This is a genomic window from Pseudomonas sp. SH10-3B (assembly GCF_019891415.1).
In the GTDB taxonomy this organism is placed as follows: Bacteria; Pseudomonadota; Gammaproteobacteria; order Pseudomonadales; family Pseudomonadaceae; genus Aquipseudomonas.
The window spans coordinates 31,527-49,215 of record NZ_JAFLXD010000040.1 but is presented as its reverse complement, the minus strand read 5'-3'; the positions used below and the strand labels follow the sequence as shown (position 1 = coordinate 49,215).

At 59.6% G+C, this 17,689-nt stretch carries 22 protein-coding genes; 13 read left to right on the top strand and 9 right to left on the bottom strand.

What is annotated here, in order from left to right:
• The first annotated feature begins 77 nt into the window (after positions 1-77).
• Both J1G35_RS24100 and greB read left to right on the top strand, forming a co-directional pair.
• The gene (locus J1G35_RS24100) at positions 78-1,064 is read left to right on the top strand and encodes a hypothetical protein (RefSeq protein WP_053130715.1); all 987 of its coding nucleotides are present in this window, start codon (positions 78-80) and stop codon (positions 1,062-1,064) included.
• A gap of 112 nt (positions 1,065-1,176) precedes the next feature.
• Positions 1,177-1,650, top strand: a complete 474-nt coding sequence (gene greB, locus J1G35_RS24095) for a transcription elongation factor GreB (protein ID WP_053130756.1) — start codon at positions 1,177-1,179, stop codon at positions 1,648-1,650.
• A gap of 44 nt (positions 1,651-1,694) precedes the next feature.
• Here greB and J1G35_RS24090 read toward each other — a convergent pair whose 3' ends face one another.
• Both J1G35_RS24090 and J1G35_RS24085 read right to left on the bottom strand, forming a co-directional pair.
• Complete coding sequence (locus tag J1G35_RS24090) at positions 1,695-4,205, bottom strand: ABC transporter permease (protein ID WP_223016194.1); 2,511 nt, start codon at positions 4,203-4,205, stop codon at positions 1,695-1,697.
• Positions 4,205-4,888, bottom strand: coding sequence for an ABC transporter ATP-binding protein (locus J1G35_RS24085; protein WP_016972350.1), 684 nt, complete (start codon positions 4,886-4,888; stop codon positions 4,205-4,207). The genes J1G35_RS24090 and J1G35_RS24085 overlap by 1 nt, the downstream gene beginning before the upstream one ends.
• A 10-nt stretch (positions 4,889-4,898) precedes the next feature.
• Here J1G35_RS24085 and J1G35_RS24080 point away from each other — a divergent pair, with 10 nt between their 5' ends.
• The 3 genes from J1G35_RS24080 to J1G35_RS24070 all read left to right on the top strand — a co-directional run bounded on the left by J1G35_RS24080 (position 4,899) and on the right by J1G35_RS24070 (position 6,897).
• Positions 4,899-5,504: an arylesterase gene (locus tag J1G35_RS24080; protein ID WP_053130709.1), complete on the top strand. Its 606-nt coding sequence runs from the start codon at positions 4,899-4,901 to the stop codon at positions 5,502-5,504.
• Positions 5,505-5,562: 58 nt separating this feature from the next.
• Complete coding sequence (locus J1G35_RS24075; protein WP_053130706.1) at positions 5,563-5,856, top strand: hypothetical protein; 294 nt, start codon at positions 5,563-5,565, stop codon at positions 5,854-5,856.
• A gap of 72 nt (positions 5,857-5,928) precedes the next feature.
• Entirely contained in the window at positions 5,929-6,897 is a 969-nt protein-coding gene (locus tag J1G35_RS24070; protein WP_223016193.1) for a L,D-transpeptidase family protein, read from the top strand.
• Positions 6,898-7,035: 138 nt separating this feature from the next.
• Here J1G35_RS24070 and oprI read toward each other — a convergent pair whose 3' ends face one another.
• Positions 7,036-7,287, bottom strand: coding sequence for an outer membrane lipoprotei OprI (gene oprI / locus J1G35_RS24065; RefSeq protein ID WP_003172710.1), 252 nt, complete (start codon positions 7,285-7,287; stop codon positions 7,036-7,038).
• A 611-nt stretch (positions 7,288-7,898) separates the two neighbouring features.
• On the opposite strand from oprI, the gene J1G35_RS24060 reads away from it, so the two are divergent.
• The gene (locus J1G35_RS24060) at positions 7,899-8,180 is read left to right on the top strand and encodes a GNAT family N-acetyltransferase (protein ID WP_027606976.1); all 282 of its coding nucleotides are present in this window, start codon (positions 7,899-7,901) and stop codon (positions 8,178-8,180) included.
• 72 nt (positions 8,181-8,252) lie between these two features.
• Here J1G35_RS24060 and J1G35_RS24055 read toward each other — a convergent pair whose 3' ends face one another.
• Positions 8,253-9,329, bottom strand: a complete 1,077-nt coding sequence (locus tag J1G35_RS24055; RefSeq protein WP_053130701.1) for a 3-deoxy-7-phosphoheptulonate synthase — start codon at positions 9,327-9,329, stop codon at positions 8,253-8,255.
• A gap of 130 nt (positions 9,330-9,459) precedes the next feature.
• Positions 9,460-9,894 carry a PilZ domain-containing protein gene (locus tag J1G35_RS24050; protein ID WP_223016192.1) on the bottom strand — a complete coding sequence of 145 codons (435 nt, stop codon included), beginning with the start codon at positions 9,892-9,894 and terminating at the stop codon, positions 9,460-9,462.
• On the opposite strand from J1G35_RS24050, the gene J1G35_RS24045 reads away from it, so the two are divergent.
• The 5 genes from J1G35_RS24045 (at position 9,893) to cysB (ending at position 13,805) form a co-directional block, all read left to right on the top strand.
• Positions 9,893-10,279, top strand: a complete 387-nt coding sequence (locus J1G35_RS24045; RefSeq protein WP_053130696.1) for a thioredoxin — start codon at positions 9,893-9,895, stop codon at positions 10,277-10,279. The genes J1G35_RS24050 and J1G35_RS24045 overlap by 2 nt on opposite strands.
• Entirely contained in the window at positions 10,276-11,238 is a 963-nt protein-coding gene (locus J1G35_RS24040) for a putative 2-dehydropantoate 2-reductase (RefSeq protein ID WP_223016191.1), read from the top strand. The genes J1G35_RS24045 and J1G35_RS24040 overlap by 4 nt, the downstream gene beginning before the upstream one ends.
• 15 nt (positions 11,239-11,253) lie before the next feature.
• Entirely contained in the window at positions 11,254-12,171 is a 918-nt protein-coding gene (locus tag J1G35_RS24035; protein WP_053130692.1) for a 5'-nucleotidase, read from the top strand.
• Between the two features lie 54 nt (positions 12,172-12,225).
• Positions 12,226-12,726: a universal stress protein gene (locus J1G35_RS24030; RefSeq protein ID WP_053130690.1), complete on the top strand. Its 501-nt coding sequence runs from the start codon at positions 12,226-12,228 to the stop codon at positions 12,724-12,726.
• 104 nt (positions 12,727-12,830) lie between these two features.
• On the top strand, positions 12,831-13,805 hold the full coding sequence (cysB, locus tag J1G35_RS24025) for an HTH-type transcriptional regulator CysB (RefSeq protein WP_003189876.1): 975 nt from the start codon (positions 12,831-12,833) through the stop codon (positions 13,803-13,805).
• Between the two features lie 5 nt (positions 13,806-13,810).
• Here cysB and J1G35_RS24020 read toward each other — a convergent pair whose 3' ends face one another.
• Entirely contained in the window at positions 13,811-14,293 is a 483-nt protein-coding gene (locus J1G35_RS24020; protein WP_223016190.1) for a transcription elongation factor GreAB, read from the bottom strand.
• A gap of 5 nt (positions 14,294-14,298) precedes the next feature.
• Positions 14,299-14,667 carry a hypothetical protein gene (locus J1G35_RS24015; RefSeq protein ID WP_223016189.1) on the bottom strand — a complete coding sequence of 123 codons (369 nt, stop codon included), beginning with the start codon at positions 14,665-14,667 and terminating at the stop codon, positions 14,299-14,301.
• A 133-nt stretch (positions 14,668-14,800) separates the two neighbouring features.
• On the opposite strand from J1G35_RS24015, the gene earP reads away from it, so the two are divergent.
• On the top strand, positions 14,801-15,934 hold the full coding sequence (gene earP / locus J1G35_RS24010) for an elongation factor P maturation arginine rhamnosyltransferase EarP (RefSeq protein ID WP_223016188.1): 1,134 nt from the start codon (positions 14,801-14,803) through the stop codon (positions 15,932-15,934).
• 49 nt (positions 15,935-15,983) lie between these two features.
• Complete coding sequence (locus J1G35_RS24005) at positions 15,984-16,556, top strand: elongation factor P (RefSeq protein WP_003172723.1); 573 nt, start codon at positions 15,984-15,986, stop codon at positions 16,554-16,556.
• A gap of 95 nt (positions 16,557-16,651) precedes the next feature.
• On the opposite strand, the gene J1G35_RS24000 is transcribed toward J1G35_RS24005, so the two are convergent.
• Positions 16,652-17,071, bottom strand: coding sequence for an organic hydroperoxide resistance protein (locus J1G35_RS24000; RefSeq protein WP_223016187.1), 420 nt, complete (start codon positions 17,069-17,071; stop codon positions 16,652-16,654).
• A 150-nt stretch (positions 17,072-17,221) separates the two neighbouring features.
• Positions 17,222-17,674 (bottom strand): MarR family transcriptional regulator, encoded by a 453-nt coding sequence (locus J1G35_RS23995; protein ID WP_223016186.1) that lies wholly within the window; start codon positions 17,672-17,674, stop codon positions 17,222-17,224.
• Positions 17,675-17,689 lie beyond the last annotated feature (15 nt).

The following is a 17,689-nucleotide window of genomic DNA, read 5'->3' as shown; positions in this document are numbered from 1 at the left end:
TGTTTTAAACCTTTAAATATTGAGTGTTTGTCTGAAGGTTATAGAGACTTTTCGAATTTTAATAAGGCCCGATTATCATGATGCTTCTACGTACTCTTGTTCTTGAACGCGATGGTCAGGATGCTCCGGTCAACGGCGCATTGCTCTGTGGCTTTGCTGTTGGTCAGATCGCTTCCAACTTCCTGGTTTATAGCCTGGATGAAGAGGTTGAACCGGCGAGTTCCAGGGTTTATGTCGCAGTCTTGCGCAAAAAACTCGATCGGTATTTTCTCGGGGGGGTTGAGTCCCAGGAAGACCTGCAAGTGGCGATGCATGTCTTCAAGCAAATTCTCACCTCGGCGGCGGCGGGCACTAAGACGGGCGGCGTTACCGAAACTCAGGTTTCCTACCACTTCATCGATTTGAAGGGCTGCAAGCTGCCGCCTGCGAGGCCCGAGGAACATCACTCGGTGATCATCAAGAAGGCGCTGGTGATGAAAGTGATCACCCTGGGAATGTCTGCTCCGGTGATGCCGGCAATCGAAAGTGCTTCATTGATTGTGCCGTCCATTCGTTTCTCGTCGAAAATGAGTTCGTCTGCCAGGGAGGCTAATCCACCCGAGCCTCCTCGACTTCCCGTGCATGAATCTGTTGTAGAGGAGCCCCGGCCGATGCCAGTCGAAGCGCCTGTGGCCATTGCGCGGGCGGTTCCGGTTGCGCTGAATGAGCCAAGCGCCCCGGCGCAGCCGAAGCCTCAGGCATCCATGGACGACAGCACCCTGTTCGAAGTGGACAGTACGCTGACCAACCTCGCTCGTGTCGCTCAGGAGTTGACCCAGCAGAAACTCGCTGCCATGGAGCGGGAAGCGGCGCTTGATCAATGGCAGGCTCGATTGCAGCAGGAGCAAACGCAGTTGGATGAAAAGAACCGGGATCTGGAGCACCGCACCGCTCAGCTTCATGACCAGTCGCTGGCAGTCAGTCAGCGGACCGAAGCCCTAAGGGGGATGGCCGCGCAAGTCTCAGGCTTGCGACAGAGCTTGCGCGGTGTGCTGCTTGAACTGGATCAGGCTTTGGACGGTTAGACAGACCTGGCTACTTTCTCGGGTTCATTTATCATCCATGCCAGCGAACCGACGCCAGGATGTGATTTCCTGCCCTATCGGTACCTATGACATTGCCTGGGGATGCATGCGTTTGAGTACCAAGCTGATAACCAAAGAAGGTCATGAAGCGCTGAAGAAAGAGCTGGATTACCTGTGGCGCGAAAAGCGTCCGGATACCACGCGCAAGGTGACGTGGGCGGCCTCCTTGGGGGATCGCAGCGAGAACGCCGACTACCAGTACAACAAGAAGCTGCTGCGCGAAATCGACCGGCGGGTGCGTTACTTGCGCAAGCGTCTGGAAGACATGCGTGTGGTGGAGTACATGCCCGAGCAGGAGGGGAAGGTATTTTTCGGCGCATGGGTCGATATTGAAAACGAGCAAGGCGAGACCAAGCGTTTTCGCATCGTCGGCTATGACGAGATTTATGATCGGATGGACTATATCTCCATCGACTCACCGATGGCCCGTGCACTGCTGCGCAAGGAAGTCGACGATGAGGCCATTGTGCAGACCCCGGGAGGCGAGGTGTGTTGGTGGATCACCGCTATTGAGTACGTGAAGTAAGCGCCGCTACCCGCCCCCGGCAAGGGAGGCGGGTCATTGGCCGCTCAGCCCTCGCGCAATACCGTCAGCGGGCTCGCATTCAGCGCACGGCGTGTGCCGAACACCCCGGCACCGCCGATCAATGCAGCGCCGATCACAGGCAGCATCAATAGCCAGGGGTGCGGGTGCCAGGCCAGGTCGAAGGCGTAGCGGTACAGCACCCACGTCACCAACTCGGTACCCAATGCCGCCAGCAAGCCACTGACTGCGCCCAGCAAGCCAAACTCGATACGCCGCGCCTTGACCAGCAACTTGCGCTCTGCGCCCAGTGCTCGCAGCAGTGCGCCTTGGCGAATGCGCTCATCCAACGTGGCTTGTAGGCCGGAGAACAGCACGGCCATCCCTGCAGCCAGTACAAACAACAACACGTACTCCACTGCCAGGGTCACTTGGGCGAGGATGCTGCGCAGCTGCTCCAGCAGGGCCTCGACCTGCAGGATGGTCACCGCCGGAAAGGCGCGGGACAGATCAACGATCTGCTGATCATGCCCAGGTGCGAGGTAGAAGCTGGTCAGGTAGGTGGCCGGCAGGTCCGTCAAGGTACCCGGTTGGAAAATCATGAAGAAGTTCGGCTGGAAGTTATCCCAGTTGATGGTTCGCAGGCTGGCAACCCGCGCCTCACGATTTTCCCCGGCAATGGTGAACACCAGATGATCGTTCAGCTTGAGCTTGAGGCTTTGCGCGACCTTGGCTTCCACCGAGACTCCGGGAATTCCATCGGTGGGTTGTTGCGACCACCATGAGCCTTCGGTCAGGGTATTGCCCGGCGGCAGGTCGGCGGCCCAGGTCAGGCTCAAGTCGCGCTGTACCGCGCGGTCACCGCTGGAGTCCTTGCTGACGATTTCCTGTACCGGCTCGCCATTGATACTGATCAACCGTCCTGGCACGACCGGGTACAGCGGCGCTGATTGTGCCTGCACTTCCAGCAGTCGGGCACTAAAGGCGTCCTTATCGGCTGGCAGGATATTCAGGGCGAAATAGTTAGGTGCGTCCTTGGGCAATTGGTTTTGCCAGGTGTCCAGCAACTCGCCACGCAGCAGTGCGATCAAGCCCATGGACAACAGGATCAAGCCGAACGCCAGGGACTGGCCCGCCGCCGCCAGCGGGTGGCGCAGCAATTGGCCCAGGCCCAGGCGCCAGGGCAGGGACGCGCGGGCCAGCAGGCGTCGTAGGCTCTGCAACAGCAGCAGGAGCAAGCCACCCAGCACCAGCGCGGCGACCACGCCGCCGCCCAGCAGGGCGAAGGTCAGCACAAGGTCGAGGCTCAGGCGCCACATGATCAGGCCCAGGGCGAACAGCGCAGCGCCGTAGACCATCCAGGTGCTGGACGGGATGGGCAGCAGGTCGCGCCTCAACACTCGCAGCGGTGGTACGCGACCAAGTGCGGCCAAGGGTGGCAGGGCGAAACCCGCGAGAGCGACCAGTCCGGTGCCGATCCCGGCAATGGCCGGCAACAGTCCGCCTGGCGGAACGTCCGCCGGCAGCAGGTCGTGCAGGAAATAGAACAAGCCAAACTGTGCCAGCCAGCCGAGCAGCGCACCGGCCAGGCTCGCCAGCAACCCCAGTACACTCAATTGCAGGCTGAACAGCAACATGGCCTCGCGTCGCGACAACCCAAGGCAACGTAGCAACGCACTGGCGTCGAAACGGCGGGTGGCAAAACGGTTGGCCGACAGGGCCACGGCCACACCGGCCAACAGCACGGCCACCAGGCTGGCCATGTTCAGGTAGCGTTCGGCTTTGCCAAGGGCGCCGCCAATCTGCTGGTTGCCGTCCCGTGAATCCTGAAGACGCTGGTTGGCGGCGAGCCCCGGCTTGATCAGGTCACGGTAGGTTTGCAGCGCGGTGCTGGCCTGCGGCCCACGCCACAACTCGCGGTAGCTGACACGACTGCCTGGCTGGACCACGCCGGTGGCGTCCAGGTCTGCCAGGTTGATCATCACCCTGGGCGTCAGGCTGTAGAAGTTGCCGGCGCGATCCGGTTCGTAGGTCAGTATGCGTGCCAGGCGCAGGGTCTTCATGCCCACATCGATACTGTCGCCGACTTTCAGGTCCAGTGCCGTCAGCAGGCGCGACTCGACCCAGGCTTCACCGGGTTTCGGCCCGCCACCCGGGGTTTCGTCCCCAAAGGGCGCCCCTGCGCTCTTTAGCTCACCTCGCAGCGGGTACTGCTCGTTGACCGCCTTGATGCTGGAGAGCTGGATACCATTGTCGGTGGCAATGACGCTGGAAAATTCAACCACGCGGGCGTGATCCAGGCCCAGTTCGGTCCCGGAGCGAATTTGTTCGGGGCGGGCCGGTGAGCTGCCTTCGAGCACCAGGTCGGCGCCGAGGAATTCGGTGGCGCGCAACAACATCGCGCCGTTAAGGCGGGCGCCAAAATAACCGATGGCCGTACTGGCGGCCACGGCTACCAGCAGGGCGAAGAACAACACACGCAACTCGCCGGCGCGGGCGTCGCGCAGTAATTGGCGCATGGCAAGGCTGAACAGGCGCAACAGCGGCAAGCGTGCCATCAAGGCTCCAGGGGGGCGACCATCAGGCCGGCTTCAAGGCGGATCAGGCGTCGGCAACGATGAGCCAGGCGCTCGTCATGGGTGACCAGCACCAGGGTCGTGCCGCTTTCTTTATTGAGCTCGAACAGCAGATCGCTGATGCGCTCGCCGGTGTGGCTGTCGAGGTTGCCGGTGGGTTCATCGGCAAACAGCACGTCCGGTTCGGCGGCAAAGGCGCGGGCAATCGCCACCCGTTGCTGCTCGCCCCCGGAAAGCTGGCGCGGTGAGTGGGTCAGGCGTTGGCCGAGGCCCACGCGTTCCAGCAGGTGCTTGGCGCGTTCGCGGGCGTCTTTGCGGCCATCCAGCTCCAGCGGCAGCATGACGTTTTCCAGCGCATTGAGGCTGTCGAGCAGTTGGAACGACTGGAACACAAAGCCCACGTGTTCGGCACGGATGCGGGCGCGCTGGTCTTCGTCGAGGGTGCTGAGCGCCTGGCCAGCGAGCGTGACTTCACCGCTGCTGGGCAGGTCGAGGCCAGCCAGCAGGCCGAGGAGGGTGGATTTACCGGAACCGGAGCTGCCGACGATAGCGAGGCTATCGCCCTTGTTCAGTTCCAGGCTCAGTTCGTGCAGGATAGTCAGTTCACCTTCCGCGCTGGGAACCACTTTGCTGAGGTTCCGCGCGGTGAGAATGCTTGCGCCCATGGAGAATCCGATGCGAATGTGGTTTTTGAGTGCTGGCCTGGCCTTGATGTGCATGGCCCAGAACGCAGCGGCGGGTACAGTCCTGATCGTTGGCGATAGTATCAGTGCTGGTTTCGGCCTGGATACCCGCAAAGGGTGGGTGGCACTGCTGGAGCAACGGCTCAAGAAGGAGGGTTTCGACGATAAAGTGGTCAACGCCTCCATTAGTGGTGACACCAGTGCCGGAGGCCTTGCGCGGCTGCCTGCGGCGCTTGCAGAGCATAAGCCGGACGTGGTGGTGATCGAGTTGGGCGGTAACGACGGCTTGCGTGGGCAGCCACCGGCGCAATTGAAACAAAATCTTGCGTCGATGATTGATCAGTCCAAGGCCGGCGGTGCCAAGGTGCTGTTGTTGGGGATGCAGTTGCCGCCCAATTATGGCCCGCGATACACCACGGCATTCGCCGAAGTCTTTGGCACGCTGGCCAAGGAAAAAAACATCCCGCTGGTACCGTTTTTCCTTGAAGGAGTGGGTGGTCATCCGGAGCTGATGCAGGCGGATCAACTTCACCCGGCTGTCGGCGCCCAGGGCAAATTGCTGGAAAATGTCTGGCCGACGCTAAAACCGCTGCTATGACGCTTTTCTACCGGCAGGCTTTCGGCTAAGGTGGCGCCCCCCCGATCTGGAGCCCCCGATGTCGCGTCCTGCCTGGTCCCTGTTTAACTACCAACTGATCGAGCCGGATGAGCAGCTGGATCTGTTCGCCTGCCAGGAAGTGCGGGTGCATCTGGTGACGCGCCAGTTGGAACTGGGCGGCTCCATTGATCGCACGCTGTGCGGCACACTATTGCCGGCGCAACCGCGCTGGTCGCAGGTGGATCGTTCGATTTTCCAGGACCAGCGCCTGTGCCCATTGTGCCGCGCTATTCTGGAGTCGCAGAAGCGTGGCACGCCGCCGATCTGGCCTGAGTTACGTTTCGAGTTGTAGGGGCAGCTAGAAGCGCGCTTCACGTATACAATCGATTTTTACCTACCCGTCGTTCTGCGAAGGATTTTCCGGATGTTGTCGCGCCTTTCCGTCATCACCTGCTGCCTGTCTCTCGCTGCCCTTTGTGCGGCCGGCTCTGCGTCAGCCTTGCAGCTGCCCTTGCCACCACCGGGTGAAGATATCGTCGGTCAGGTCCAGGTGATCAAGGCCAAGTACGAAGATACCTTTGCCGATCTGGGCACTACCTACGACCTGGGTTATTCGGAAATGGTCGCGGCCAACCCGGGTGTCGACGCCTGGTTGCCGGGGGCGGGGACCGAGATTGTGCTGCCGACACGTTTCATCCTGCCACCTGGTCCACGGGAAGGCATCGTGATCAACCTGGCGGAATACCGGCTCTACTATTTCCCCAAGGGCCAGGACGTGGTCTACACCTTTCCGCTGGGAATCGGTCGTGAGGGCTGGGGTTCACCTATCGCCCACACCAGCATTATCGCCAAAACACCGAATCCGACCTGGACTCCGCCGGCCTCGATCAAGGCCGAGCACGCCGCCAACGGCGACCCGCTGCCCAACGTGGTGCCGGCCGGTCCGGATAACCCCTTGGGTCCGTTCAAGTTCACCCTGGGGACGCCGGGTTACCTGATCCATGGTTCCAACATGAAATTCGGCATCGGCACGCGGACCAGCCACGGCTGCTTCCGCATGTTCAACAACAACGTGCTGGAAATGGCCGGGATGGTCCCGGTGGGGACGTCGGTGCGCATTATCAACGATGCCTACAAGTTCGGCAGCAGCGGCGGCAAGGTGTATCTCGAAGCGCATACGCCCTTGAACGACGACGGCACACCCTCGGTGGTCGACAAGCACACGGCCGTGATCAACGCCTTGCTCAAGCGTGAAGACCTGGCCAATCACCTGCGGGTGAACTGGGATCAGGTGCGTGATGTGGTCGCGGCCGAAGATGGCCTGCCGACCGAGATCGGTGTGCCGGGTGCTGCACCGATTGCCTCCAGCGCGCCGATTGATCTGCAGCAGTAAACGTCTGGTCCGCTAATGAGCCCGCCACGGCCTTGCGCTGCGGCGGGCTTTTTATTGCCTGCAATCGAGAGCCGAATCGCAGGCAATAAAAAAGCCGATCCAAGAATGGATCGGCTTGATAACAATCCCGAGGGATTATTACTTGCGGCTAGCTTTTTCAAGCATACGCAGAGCGCGCTCGTTAGCTTCGTCAGCAGTCTGTTGTGCTTTTTGAGCAGCAGCCAGAGCTTCATCAGCTTTACGGTAGGCTTCGTCTGCACGGGCCTGGGAGCGAGCTGCTGCGTCTTCAGTTGCAGTCAGACGAGCTTCGGTTTCTTTGGAGACGCTGCTGCAACCGGTAGCCAGAACTGCGGCCAGAGCCAGAGCAGAGAATTTCAGAACGTTGTTCATCGTGTTCCCCTTCAAGGACTTTCTATTAAATGGCTACTTTCTCAGAGTGAGCTAATAGCCGGCGTACATACTACCCATTACTTGTAGTAAGTAAACTGACGTAGCGCAAGAAGCAAAAAAAATTCTCGCACCGAATCTATTTTGGCTAATCTTTTGGAGGTTTGTATAAAAACCGTCCAAATTTTTTCATTCTGATGAAGATTGGATCCAGGCTGAAAGCACCGGCCCGCATGTGCCGAGCCTGGCAATCAGATGAAAATTTATATATCTGCGCCGACACTTTGGTTACGTTTGACGTTGCTTGCCAGAGTATCTTTTACGCATGTAGAGGTGACTTTAAGAGCGCCTGTTCGTCTTAAGGTTCAACTGCCGGCAATGTTCAGGCTTTCGGTCACCGGTTGATCGAGGCCCTTTCTATATCCACCAGCGGCTGGGATGACGGGTACGTCTTGAGCAACGACAGGATTGGTGCCTACTATTCCCTACGTGCTGGTTGTGAGCGCTAGAGGTTTTCTCGTTGTCGAAACCGGCACGGGGTGGCGTAGATGTTCCTTCGCCGGAAAAACATCGGTAAGGTAGGGGTCAGAATCCAAGACCCGCGAGGAGTAGTGATGAGCGAGGCGTTGTCCATCCACCATGACCAGGCTGGTCATCAGTTCGAGACCAATGTGGACGGTCATCGTGCCTATCTGACCTATATGGACCTCGGGAAGCAGACCCTGGACATCTATCGGACCTTCGTGCCCAACGCACTGCGCGGCCGTGGCATTGCAGCCGCGTTGACCGAGGAAGCGTTGAAGTTCGCCGAAGAGCAAGGCTACACGGTGATCCCGTCGTGCTCCTATGTCGAACGCTACATGGAGCGCCACCAGCGCCATGCCGCGAAGCTTTGAAGCATAAAATGCAGCATGAAAAACGCCGGGCTCAGCCCGGCGTTTTTGTGTGCGCACCCTTCAGATACAGGTTCAGGTGCGTTTGCGTTTCGGCAATACGTCCTTGAGCTTGGCGTGCATGCTGCGCAGGGTGTTCTCGGTGGCAGACCAGTCGATGCAGGCATCGGTGATCGACACGCCGTACTGCAAGTCGGCCAGGTCCTTCGGAATCGCCTGGCAACCCCAGTTCAGGTGGCTCTCGACCATCAGGCCGATGATCGACTGATTGCCTTCGAGGATCTGGTTGGCAACGTTTTCCATCACCAGTGGCTGCAGGGCCGGGTCTTTGTTGGAGTTGGCGTGGCTGCAGTCGACCATGATGTTCGGCTTGATCTTGGCCTTGTTCAGCGCCTGCTCGCACAGCGCAACGCTGACCGAGTCATAGTTGGGCTTGCCGTTGCCGCCGCGCAGCACCACGTGACCGTAGGCATTGCCTTTGGTTGTGACAATGGAGACACCGCCTTCCTGGTTGATACCCAGGAAACGGTGAGGACTGGAAACCGATTGCAGCGCGTTGATCGCCACGGTCAGGCCGCCGTCGGTGCCGTTCTTGAAGCCTACGGCCGAGGACAGGCCGGACGCCATTTCGCGGTGAGTCTGGGATTCGGTGGTACGTGCACCGATGGCCGACCAGCTGATCAGGTCCTGCAGGTACTGCGGGGAGATCGGGTCCAGCGCTTCGGTGGCGGTGGGCAGGCCCATTTCGGCCAGGTCCAGCAGCAATTTACGACCGATGTGCAAACCGTCCTGGATCTTGAACGAGTCGTCCAGGTACGGGTCGTTGATCAAGCCTTTCCAGCCGACGGTGGTACGCGGTTTCTCGAAATAGACGCGCATCACCAGGTACAAGGTGTCGGACACTTCCGCTGCCAGCACCTTGAGGCGCTCAGCATATTCGTGGGCAGCCTTGAGGTCGTGGATCGAGCAGGGGCCGATCACCACAAAGAGGCGATGGTCGGTGCCGTCGAGAATGTCACGGATGACTTCGCGGCCCTTGGTGACGGTCTGCAGGGCAGCGTCGCTCAAGGGGATTTCGCGCTTGAGCTGATCGGGTGTGATCAGGGTCTCGTTGGATTCGACGTTTAGGTCATTGATCGGTAAATCAGCCATCGTGTTACTCGCCAGGGTCACGGGTGCCGGCCGCCAGCCATCCCCGTGCGGCGGGCACAGCATGATTTGAATGCAGGGGGGAGGAACCTTAGCGCGTAATACGGGCCCGCGACAATGGGCAAAGCCCGCTTTAATCCCGCACAGCCTGCACAACCGCCTCATGGGAGAACTCGACGGCATGGCGCAGCACCCATTCCCGCGCCAGGGCTTCGACCTGCTGGGGCGTCGGCTCGGCATCTTCGTGCTGGCGGCAATAGCGCTCTATCCTGCATGCTTGCTCGCCCATGCGCGCGCCGAACAACGCGTGTTCATCGGTAAACGAGATGCCTACGCGGTAGCCGTTTTCCACCTTGCGACACCAGGCCACGTAGCCTGGGTAGCGAGCGGTGGCGCCCAGGGAGGGAATGAGCAGATCAACAGCCGTGCCCTGACGCCAGGCACGGGGCCAATTGCAGGCGATGCCGCCCAGGCCGACAGTGAGCAGGCGTTGGCGGGGTATGGCGGGAGAGGGGCGTTGGATTAACTCGACAGCGACATCATCAGGGTGAGGTAAAAAACGACCCATGTACACGGACTCCGAGCACCGTCCAGTTGACGGCGGCAGCAGCAGTATAGTGAAGGAACTGGAATTGACCGACCTGGATATTGACCAGCAATTGCTGGGATTGCCAGGTATTTCGCTGGTGGTGTTCACCAGCGTCGGTTGTTCCAGTTGCCGTTGGGCGCGCCAGCAGTTGCCGGGCTGGCGTTTGCCTGTGGACCGCGTGTGTTGGGTGGATGCCGGGCACAACGGCGGTGCGGTCGAACGCTACCAGATCTTTCATTTGCCGGCGTTGTTTGTGGTGTGCGAGGGTCAATTCCTCGGACAGATACAGACACGCCTTACGCCAGCTGACACCTGCGAAGCAGTAAAAACAGCACTTACCCGCACCCCGGAGGATTTGCCATGACCGCACTTGCACCCCAGTCGCCACGTATTGGCATTATCGGCACCGGCGCCATCGGGGGGTTCTACGGCCTGATGCTGGCACGTGCTGGCTTCGATGTGCACTTCCTGCTGCGCAGTGAATACGCGGCGGTCAGCGAGCGTGGACTGCGCGTCAATAGCAATCTGCATGGCAACCTGCACCTGCATCCGGTGCAGGCCTACGCCCGTGCCGCCGATATGCCGCCGTGCGATTGGCTGCTGGTGGGGACCAAATCCACCGGCAATGTGGAACTGGCGCCGACCCTTGCCCAGGTCGCGGCGCCTGACGCCAAAGTGGTGTTGCTGCAAAACGGCCTGGATGTCGAGGACAGTCTGCGCGAACACCTGCCGGCGTCGCTGCATCTTCTCGGCGGGCTGTGCTACATCGGCGTGCACCGCTCCGGTCCGGGTGTGGTTGAACATCAAGCCCTGGGTCGGGTCAACCTGGGCTATCACAGCGGTTCGGCTGCCAACGATGAGGCTCGTCAGAAAGCGATTGTCGAAGCCGGCGCCGCGTTGTTTCATAAGGCCGGGATCGAGTCCCAGGCCATGGCCAATGTGCATCAGGCGCGCTGGCACAAGCTGGTGTGGAACGTGCCGTACAACGGCCTTTCTGTATTGTTGGGAACGGGCACCACGGCAATGATGGCGGACGAATCCAGCCGAGAGCTGATCCAGGCATTGATGGCCGAGGTGGTACAGGGCGCCCATGCCTGTGGCCATGAAATCCCCAAGAGTTACGCTGAGCAGATGTTTTCCATGACCGAGACCATGGATGACTACTTGCCGAGCATGTACCACGACCACCTGCATAAACGACCGCTGGAGCTGGCGGCCATCTATGCTCGACCATTGGCAGCCGCCAAGGCCGCCGGTTGCGAGTTGCCGCGGATGCAGGCGCTGTACCAGGCCTTAAGTTTTATTGATCGGCGTAATCGCTGAGTCGGGGGTAAATGCATGGCGAAGGGATTGGGCGATAAACTGGTGCTGGCGATTTCGTCGCGTGCGCTGTTCGACTTGAGCGACAGCCACAAGGTCTACCTGGCGCAGGGTGTCGAGGCCTACCGCAAATACCAGATTGAGCACGAGGAAGAAATCCTCGAACCTGGCGACGCCTTCCCGCTGGTCAAGAAGTTGCTGAGTCTTAACGCCAGCCTGGGCCGCGCTCGGGTCGAAGTGGTGCTGGTATCGCGCAATAGCGCCGACACCGGCCTGCGCGTATTCAACTCGATTCAGCACTACGGCCTGGATATTTCCCGCGCTGCTTTCGTAGGAGGGCGTAGTCCTTATCCTTATTTAGCGGCGTTTGGTTGCCATCTGTTTCTTTCTACCCATGCTGAAGATGTGCGCAGCGCCCTCGAGGCCGGCTTTGCAGCGGCGACGATTCTGTCGGGCGGTGCGCGCCGGGCTTCCAGTGAGGAACTGCGCATCGCCTTTGACGGTGACGCGGTGCTGTTCTCCGATGAGTCGGAGCGCGTTTACCAGGCCGGCGGGTTGGCGGCATTCCAGGCCAGCGAGCGCGAATCGGCGCGCCAGCCCTTGCACGGCGGGCCCTTCAAGGGGTTCCTGGCGGCGCTGAACCTGTTGCAGCGTGAGTTTCCTGATGAGGCGTGCCCGATCCGCACGGCGTTGGTCACCGCTCGTTCGGCGCCGTCTCATGAGCGGGTGATTCGTACGTTGCGTGAGTGGGACATTCGCCTGGACGAGTCTTTGTTTCTCGGCGGCCTGGAGAAATCCGCGTTCCTGGAGGCGTTTGCCGCGGATGTGTTTTTCGATGACCAGGCCGGTCATTGCGAGAAAGCCAGGGAGGTGGTGGCCACCGGGCATGTGCCCCATGGCATCAGTAACGAAGTGAGGATTCAGGCCGAGAGTTAGGGGCGCTGCTAAGCTCATTCAATCTCCTCCATTCCGGCAGTCCAGGGAGGTTTTATGATTCGTTCGATGCTGTACGCCACGGACCTTGGTCTGTACGCGCCCTATGTGATGCAGCATGCACTGGCGCTGGCGCGGACGTTCAAGGCTGACCTGTACGTGATTCACGCTGTCGAACCCATCGGGTTGTTCGCCGAATCGGTGTTGCAGAGCTACCTTGATGAACAGGCCTTGAGTGAGTGGCAGGCTCAGGGTTTGAGTACGGTGATGGCGACTATCGAGCAGCGGGTGCTCGAGAGTTTCCGTGAGGAGTTGGGGGAGAATGAGCAGGATTTGAAGTTGATCCGCTCGGTGCGGGTGATCCAGGGGGATCCGTGCGAGGTGATTCTCGACCAGTTGCGCAAACTGTCCGTAGACCTGTTGATCGTCGGAAGTCACAGCCACGCGACGGGAACGTCCACACCGCTTGGACGTACTGCCGCGCGGGTGCTGCAGCTGTCTACGGTGCCTGTTTACCTGGTGCCATCGTTACAACGTCGACGCAGTGATGACGTGTGATCGGTTGGAAACGATAAAAAGTTCTAGATTTATAAGTCTAACCTTTAATATAGTTATATACCGTCGCTGATACCCGTGGCGTCTATCTGCTTTGAGGGATACATATGAAGCTTCAACAACTGCGCTACATCTGGGAAGTGGCGCACCACGACCTCAACGTTTCCGCTACCGCTCAAAGCCTTTACACCTCGCAACCCGGTATCAGCAAGCAGATCCGCCTGCTCGAAGACGAGCTGGGCGTCGAGGTGTTCGCGCGCAGCGGCAAGCATCTCACCCGTGTCACCCCGGCCGGTGAACGCATCATCACCACTGCCGGCGAGATCCTGCGCAAAGTCGAGAGCATCAAGCAGATTGCCCAGGAATTCTCCAACGAGAAGAAAGGCACCCTGTCGATTGCCACGACTCACACCCAGGCGCGTTATGCATTGCCACCGGTGATCCGTGACTTCATCAAGCAATACCCGGACGTGGCGCTGCACATGCACCAGGGGTCGCCGATGCAGATCGCCGAGATGGCCGCTGATGGCACCGTCGATTTCGCCATCGCCACCGAAGCCCTGGAGCTGTTCGGCGACTTGGTGATGATGCCGTGCTACCGCTGGAACCGTTGCGTTGTCGTGCCCCAGGGCCACCCATTGGCCAAGTTGCCGAAGCTGACCCTGGAAGCCCTGGCCGAATACCCGATCGTGACCTACGTCTTCGGTTTCACGGGTCGTTCCAAGCTCGACGAAGCCTTCAGCCATCGTGGCCTCACGCCGAAAGTGGTGTTTACCGCTGCCGACGCCGACGTCATCAAGACCTATGTTCGCCTGGGCCTGGGCGTGGGTATCGTTGCCAAGATGGCGGTCGATACCAACCTCGATAAAGACCTGGTGGTGCTGGATGCCAGCGAGCTGTTCGAGTCCAGCGTGACCAAGATTGGCTTCCGCCGTGGCACTTTCCTGCGGGGCTTCATGTGCGACTTCATCGAGAAGTTTGCCCCGCACCTGACCCGCGAAGTCATGGCCAAGGCGATCCAGTGCCACAACAAGCAGGAATTGGAAGAGCTGTTCGACGGCGTGGAATTGCCCGTCCATTAAGGGGGTTATTTGGCCTCGGTAACCGTAAAGTGTTGCCGGGCGCCTGCCACCAGAATCTCCACCTCATCACCTTCGAACTTGCCCAGCAGGCTTTTGCCCAAGGGGGAGCGCGGGGTGATGACGGTCACCGGTTGCCCGACCACGTCCACCTTCAAACCCGCCGCATCCGGTGCCAGGAACAGCCACTGCTGGCGGCCGTTCTCGTCTTCCAGGCCCAGCAGTGTGCCGACTTCTATGCCACGTTGATCATCGTACGCACGCAGTGGCAGGTTCTGGCACAGCGCCAGCGCCTGCTTGATTTCCTCGACGCGCTTGGCTTGCCCGGCTGCCAGGTAAGACGCCTCCAGACCGAGGGTGTCGTATTTGTTTTCGGCGATATTTTCTTCGTGGGTCGCGGTTTCGTAGGCGGTCTGCGCGGCGCGCTGGGCGATGTCGAGGTCGGCGGTGAGCTTTTCCAGGATCAACTGGTGAACAGCGTGTTTATTCATGGTCATCAATCGCAGAATTGCAGGACATTGGCCCGGGTCTTTTCATTGGGTGCGTTCTGGTCCTGTTGCAACCAGAACTGGCATTTGGGGTTGGACAGATTGCGTGCGTTGTTGCGTGCCTGGTCCAAGGCTTGCTGTTGTTCCTGCTTCTGCAGGTTCTGTTGGTACTGCTCGAACATACGGTTCGGCGGCTCCGGCGTAACCGGTGCAGGTTTACCCAGTTGCTCAACGGCCTGGGCCACGGGCGCCAGGCTCTGCGGGAACAGATAGCGCGACGCCAGCCAGGTGGTCAGCGCAATGGCGATAAATCCCAGCCACACCCCCAGGGCAATGGCGAGCGTGAGCTTGGGCAGCGACAACGAGCGATCGGACATGATGGCCTCCTGGCAGGCATTAACGGCATGGCGGCGATTGTCGCACAGCCACTGCGCAGAATAATCGCGATCAAGCCTTCTGCATCAGCGCATTTATGCGGACAATCGAGTCCTTTGAGCGTTGGAGCCCGGAATGAAAGCCCGCTGGGATATTTTTTGCAGCGTCGTCGATAACTACGGCGACATTGGGGTGACCTGGCGCCTGGCCCGGCAATTGGTGGCAGAGCAGGGGTGCGAGGTGCGCTTGTGGGTCGACGACCTGCGCGCCTTCGAGCGTATGTGTCCTGACATTGATGTGGGTCTTGACCAGCAATGGCAAGAGGGTGTCGATGTGCGCCATTGGCCGGCCGTGTGGTCGAGCGCCCCGGCAGCCGATGTGGTGATCGCCGCCTTCGCCTGCCAGTTGCCGCCTGATTACATGGAAGCCATGGCCGCGCGTGAGCGCACGCCATTGTGGATGAACCTGGATTACCTCAGCGCCGAAGACTGGGTGGTGGGTTGCCATCGGTTGCCATCGGTGAAGTTCAAGGGAGTGCAGAAGTACTTCTTTTTTCCGGGTTTCCGGCCCGGCACGGGTGGGCTGTTACGCGAGACAGGATTGCTGGAGCAGTGTCAGGCGTTTCAGCAGGATGCCGCTGCGCAGCGCCAATTCCTGCAAGCATTGGGTGTGTTTCCGGCAGCCGGTGCGCGACTCATCTCGTTATTCGCCTACGAAAACGCCGGGCTGGCCAGTTGGCTGGACGTCCTGTCGACCGACGGGCATGCCACTCATCTCTTGGTGCCGGAAGGGCGCATCCTCGGGGATGTGCAGCATTGGCTCGGTGTCGAAGGCTTGTCGGCAGGGGATGTTCATCAGCGCGACGCCCTGACCGTGCAGGTGCTGCCGTTTGTGCGCCAGGAGCAATATGACCGCCTGCTGTGGTGTTGCGACCTCAACGCCGTGCGCGGCGAAGACTCGTTCGTGCGCGCCCAATGGGCCGGGCGGCCGTTGCTGTGGCACATCTATCGCCAGGATGAGGACATCCACCTGGACAAGCTCGACGCGTTCCTGGACCTGTACACCGCCGGCTTGTCACCGGCCGCAAAGATCGCCTTGGTCGAACTCTGGCAAGCCTGGAACACTGATGGCGATATGGCACAACCGTGGAAAATGCTGTTGGAGCACTGGCCAGAGTTGACTCGGCACGCGCAGAGGTGGCGTCTGGAACAAGGCTTGCAGGTCGATCTTGCGACGGCGCTGGTACAGTTTTATGAAAGTTGGATATGATACGCCACCTTGATTTTTGTAAATCCCATCCAAATTTCGGATATATGCAATGAAAACTGGTAAAGAACTGAAACCCGGTACAGTGATCCGTCTCGAAAACGACCCTTGGCTGGTTCAGAAAGCTGAGTTCACCAAGTCCGGTCGTAACAGCGCAATCATGAAGACCAAGCTGAAGAACCTGCTGACCGGTTACAAGACCGAGATCGTCTACAGCGCCGATGACAAACTGGACGACGTGATCCTCGACCGCAAAGAAGCGACCCTGTCCTTCATCAGCGGCGACACCTACACGTTCATGGACACCACCGACTACACCATGTACGAGCTGAACGCTGAAGATATCGAAGCCGTTCTGCCGTTCATCGAAGAAGGTATGGAAGACGTCTGCGAAGCTATTTTCTTCGAAGAGCGCCTGGTTTCCGTAGAGCTGCCGACCACTATCGTGCGTAAGGTTGCCTACACCGAAGGTTCCGCTCGCGGTGACACTTCGGGCAAAGTGATGAAGCCTGCCAAACTGAGCAACGGTACCGAACTGCAAGTAGCCGATTTCATCGAAATCGACGACCTGATCGAGATCGACACCCGCGAAGGCGGTTCGTACAAAGGTCGCGCCAAGAAGTAATTCTGGCCCCGCCGATACGAAACAAGCCCACTTCTAGAAGTGGGCTTTTTTGTGGGCGCTTTTTACTTCGACGCTTGGCGGGCTTGCATCAGCGCCTAGACGGTTACGTGCAGTCGCACATCGACATTGCCACGGGTGGCGTTGGAGTACGGGCAGACTTGGTGAGCGGCGTCGACCAGGCTTTGCGCATCGTCCTGGGCCAGGCCTGGCAGGCTGACGTGCAGGTCGATATCCAGGCCGAAACCGCCGGGGATCTGGCCAATGCCCACGTGGGCAGTGATCGATGCGTCATCCGGGATTTTGCGTTTGGTCTGGCTGGCGACGAATTTCAGTGCGCCGATAAAGCAGGCCGAGTAACCGGCGGCAAACAGTTGTTCCGGGTTGGTGGCCTGGCCACCGGCGCCGCCCAATTCTTTAGGGGTGGAGAGTTTGACGTCGAGGATGTTGTCGTTGGAAACAGCGCGACCATCACGGCCGCCGGTGGCTGTAGCTACTGCGGTATAGAGAGTTTGCATGGTGTCGTCCTCTTGGTTTGTAGTGCTAAAATTTTGCGCGCTAAGTAGTTGGTGGTGCGAATGTATAGCGCTAATGTTTTGCGCGCAAGATAAATCTACAAATATTTTTGTGGGTAGCTACAAACCAATGTCGGAGGGGGCTTGCTGTGTTTAGATCGCGTTCTGCAGGTTGCCCCGCAACACAAGCAAATCAGCCTGCAGCTTGCGCAATTGCTCCAGCTCCAAACCGCTGGCGCCGAGAATGCACTGTGGAACACCCATGGCCTTTTCCTGCAAGGCACGCCCAGCGTCGGTCAGTTCCACCACCACCACGCGTTCATCTTCACGGCTGCGGGTGCGGCTGAGCAGGCCTTCGGCTTCCAGACGTTTGAGCAGGGGCGTGAGGGAGCCTGGATCGGTCAGCAAGCGGCTGCTGATTTCGCCGACGGTCAAGCCATCTTCTTCCCACAGCACCATCATGGCCAGGTACTGCGGGTAGGTCAGGCCGAGGGCCTGCAGCAGCGGTTTATAGACCTTGGTCATCAGCAACGAGGTGGAGTGCAGGGCGAAGCACAGTTGATTGTCCAGTAACAGGGATTCGCACGGGGCGGGATTTTTGCTCATGGTAGTGCCTCAAAA

What these genes read in the sequence shown, in the direction of transcription:
- J1G35_RS24100 (WP_053130715.1), top strand. Translation starts at nt 78, where the DNA reads ATGATGCTTCTACGTACTCTTGTTCTTGAACGCGATGGTCAGGATGCT.
- J1G35_RS24090 (WP_223016194.1), bottom strand. Translation starts at nt 4,205, where the DNA reads ATGGCACGCTTGCCGCTGTTGCGCCTGTTCAGCCTTGCCATGCGCCAA.
- J1G35_RS24085 (WP_016972350.1), bottom strand. Translation starts at nt 4,888, where the DNA reads ATGGGCGCAAGCATTCTCACCGCGCGGAACCTCAGCAAAGTGGTTCCC.
- J1G35_RS24080 (WP_053130709.1), top strand. Translation starts at nt 4,899, where the DNA reads ATGCGAATGTGGTTTTTGAGTGCTGGCCTGGCCTTGATGTGCATGGCC.
- J1G35_RS24075 (WP_053130706.1), top strand. Translation starts at nt 5,563, where the DNA reads ATGTCGCGTCCTGCCTGGTCCCTGTTTAACTACCAACTGATCGAGCCG.
- J1G35_RS24070 (WP_223016193.1), top strand. Translation starts at nt 5,929, where the DNA reads ATGTTGTCGCGCCTTTCCGTCATCACCTGCTGCCTGTCTCTCGCTGCC.
- oprI (WP_003172710.1), bottom strand. Translation starts at nt 7,287, where the DNA reads ATGAACAACGTTCTGAAATTCTCTGCTCTGGCTCTGGCCGCAGTTCTG.
- J1G35_RS24060 (WP_027606976.1), top strand. Translation starts at nt 7,899, where the DNA reads ATGAGCGAGGCGTTGTCCATCCACCATGACCAGGCTGGTCATCAGTTC.
- J1G35_RS24055 (WP_053130701.1), bottom strand. Translation starts at nt 9,329, where the DNA reads ATGGCTGATTTACCGATCAATGACCTAAACGTCGAATCCAACGAGACC.
- J1G35_RS24045 (WP_053130696.1), top strand. Translation starts at nt 9,893, where the DNA reads ATGTACACGGACTCCGAGCACCGTCCAGTTGACGGCGGCAGCAGCAGT.
- J1G35_RS24050 (WP_223016192.1), bottom strand. Translation starts at nt 9,894, where the DNA reads ATGGGTCGTTTTTTACCTCACCCTGATGATGTCGCTGTCGAGTTAATC.
- J1G35_RS24040 (WP_223016191.1), top strand. Translation starts at nt 10,276, where the DNA reads ATGACCGCACTTGCACCCCAGTCGCCACGTATTGGCATTATCGGCACC.
- J1G35_RS24035 (WP_053130692.1), top strand. Translation starts at nt 11,254, where the DNA reads ATGGCGAAGGGATTGGGCGATAAACTGGTGCTGGCGATTTCGTCGCGT.
- J1G35_RS24030 (WP_053130690.1), top strand. Translation starts at nt 12,226, where the DNA reads ATGATTCGTTCGATGCTGTACGCCACGGACCTTGGTCTGTACGCGCCC.
- cysB (WP_003189876.1), top strand. Translation starts at nt 12,831, where the DNA reads ATGAAGCTTCAACAACTGCGCTACATCTGGGAAGTGGCGCACCACGAC.
- J1G35_RS24020 (WP_223016190.1), bottom strand. Translation starts at nt 14,293, where the DNA reads ATGAATAAACACGCTGTTCACCAGTTGATCCTGGAAAAGCTCACCGCC.
- J1G35_RS24015 (WP_223016189.1), bottom strand. Translation starts at nt 14,667, where the DNA reads ATGTCCGATCGCTCGTTGTCGCTGCCCAAGCTCACGCTCGCCATTGCC.
- earP (WP_223016188.1), top strand. Translation starts at nt 14,801, where the DNA reads ATGAAAGCCCGCTGGGATATTTTTTGCAGCGTCGTCGATAACTACGGC.
- J1G35_RS24005 (WP_003172723.1), top strand. Translation starts at nt 15,984, where the DNA reads ATGAAAACTGGTAAAGAACTGAAACCCGGTACAGTGATCCGTCTCGAA.
- J1G35_RS24000 (WP_223016187.1), bottom strand. Translation starts at nt 17,071, where the DNA reads ATGCAAACTCTCTATACCGCAGTAGCTACAGCCACCGGCGGCCGTGAT.
- J1G35_RS23995 (WP_223016186.1), bottom strand. Translation starts at nt 17,674, where the DNA reads ATGAGCAAAAATCCCGCCCCGTGCGAATCCCTGTTACTGGACAATCAA.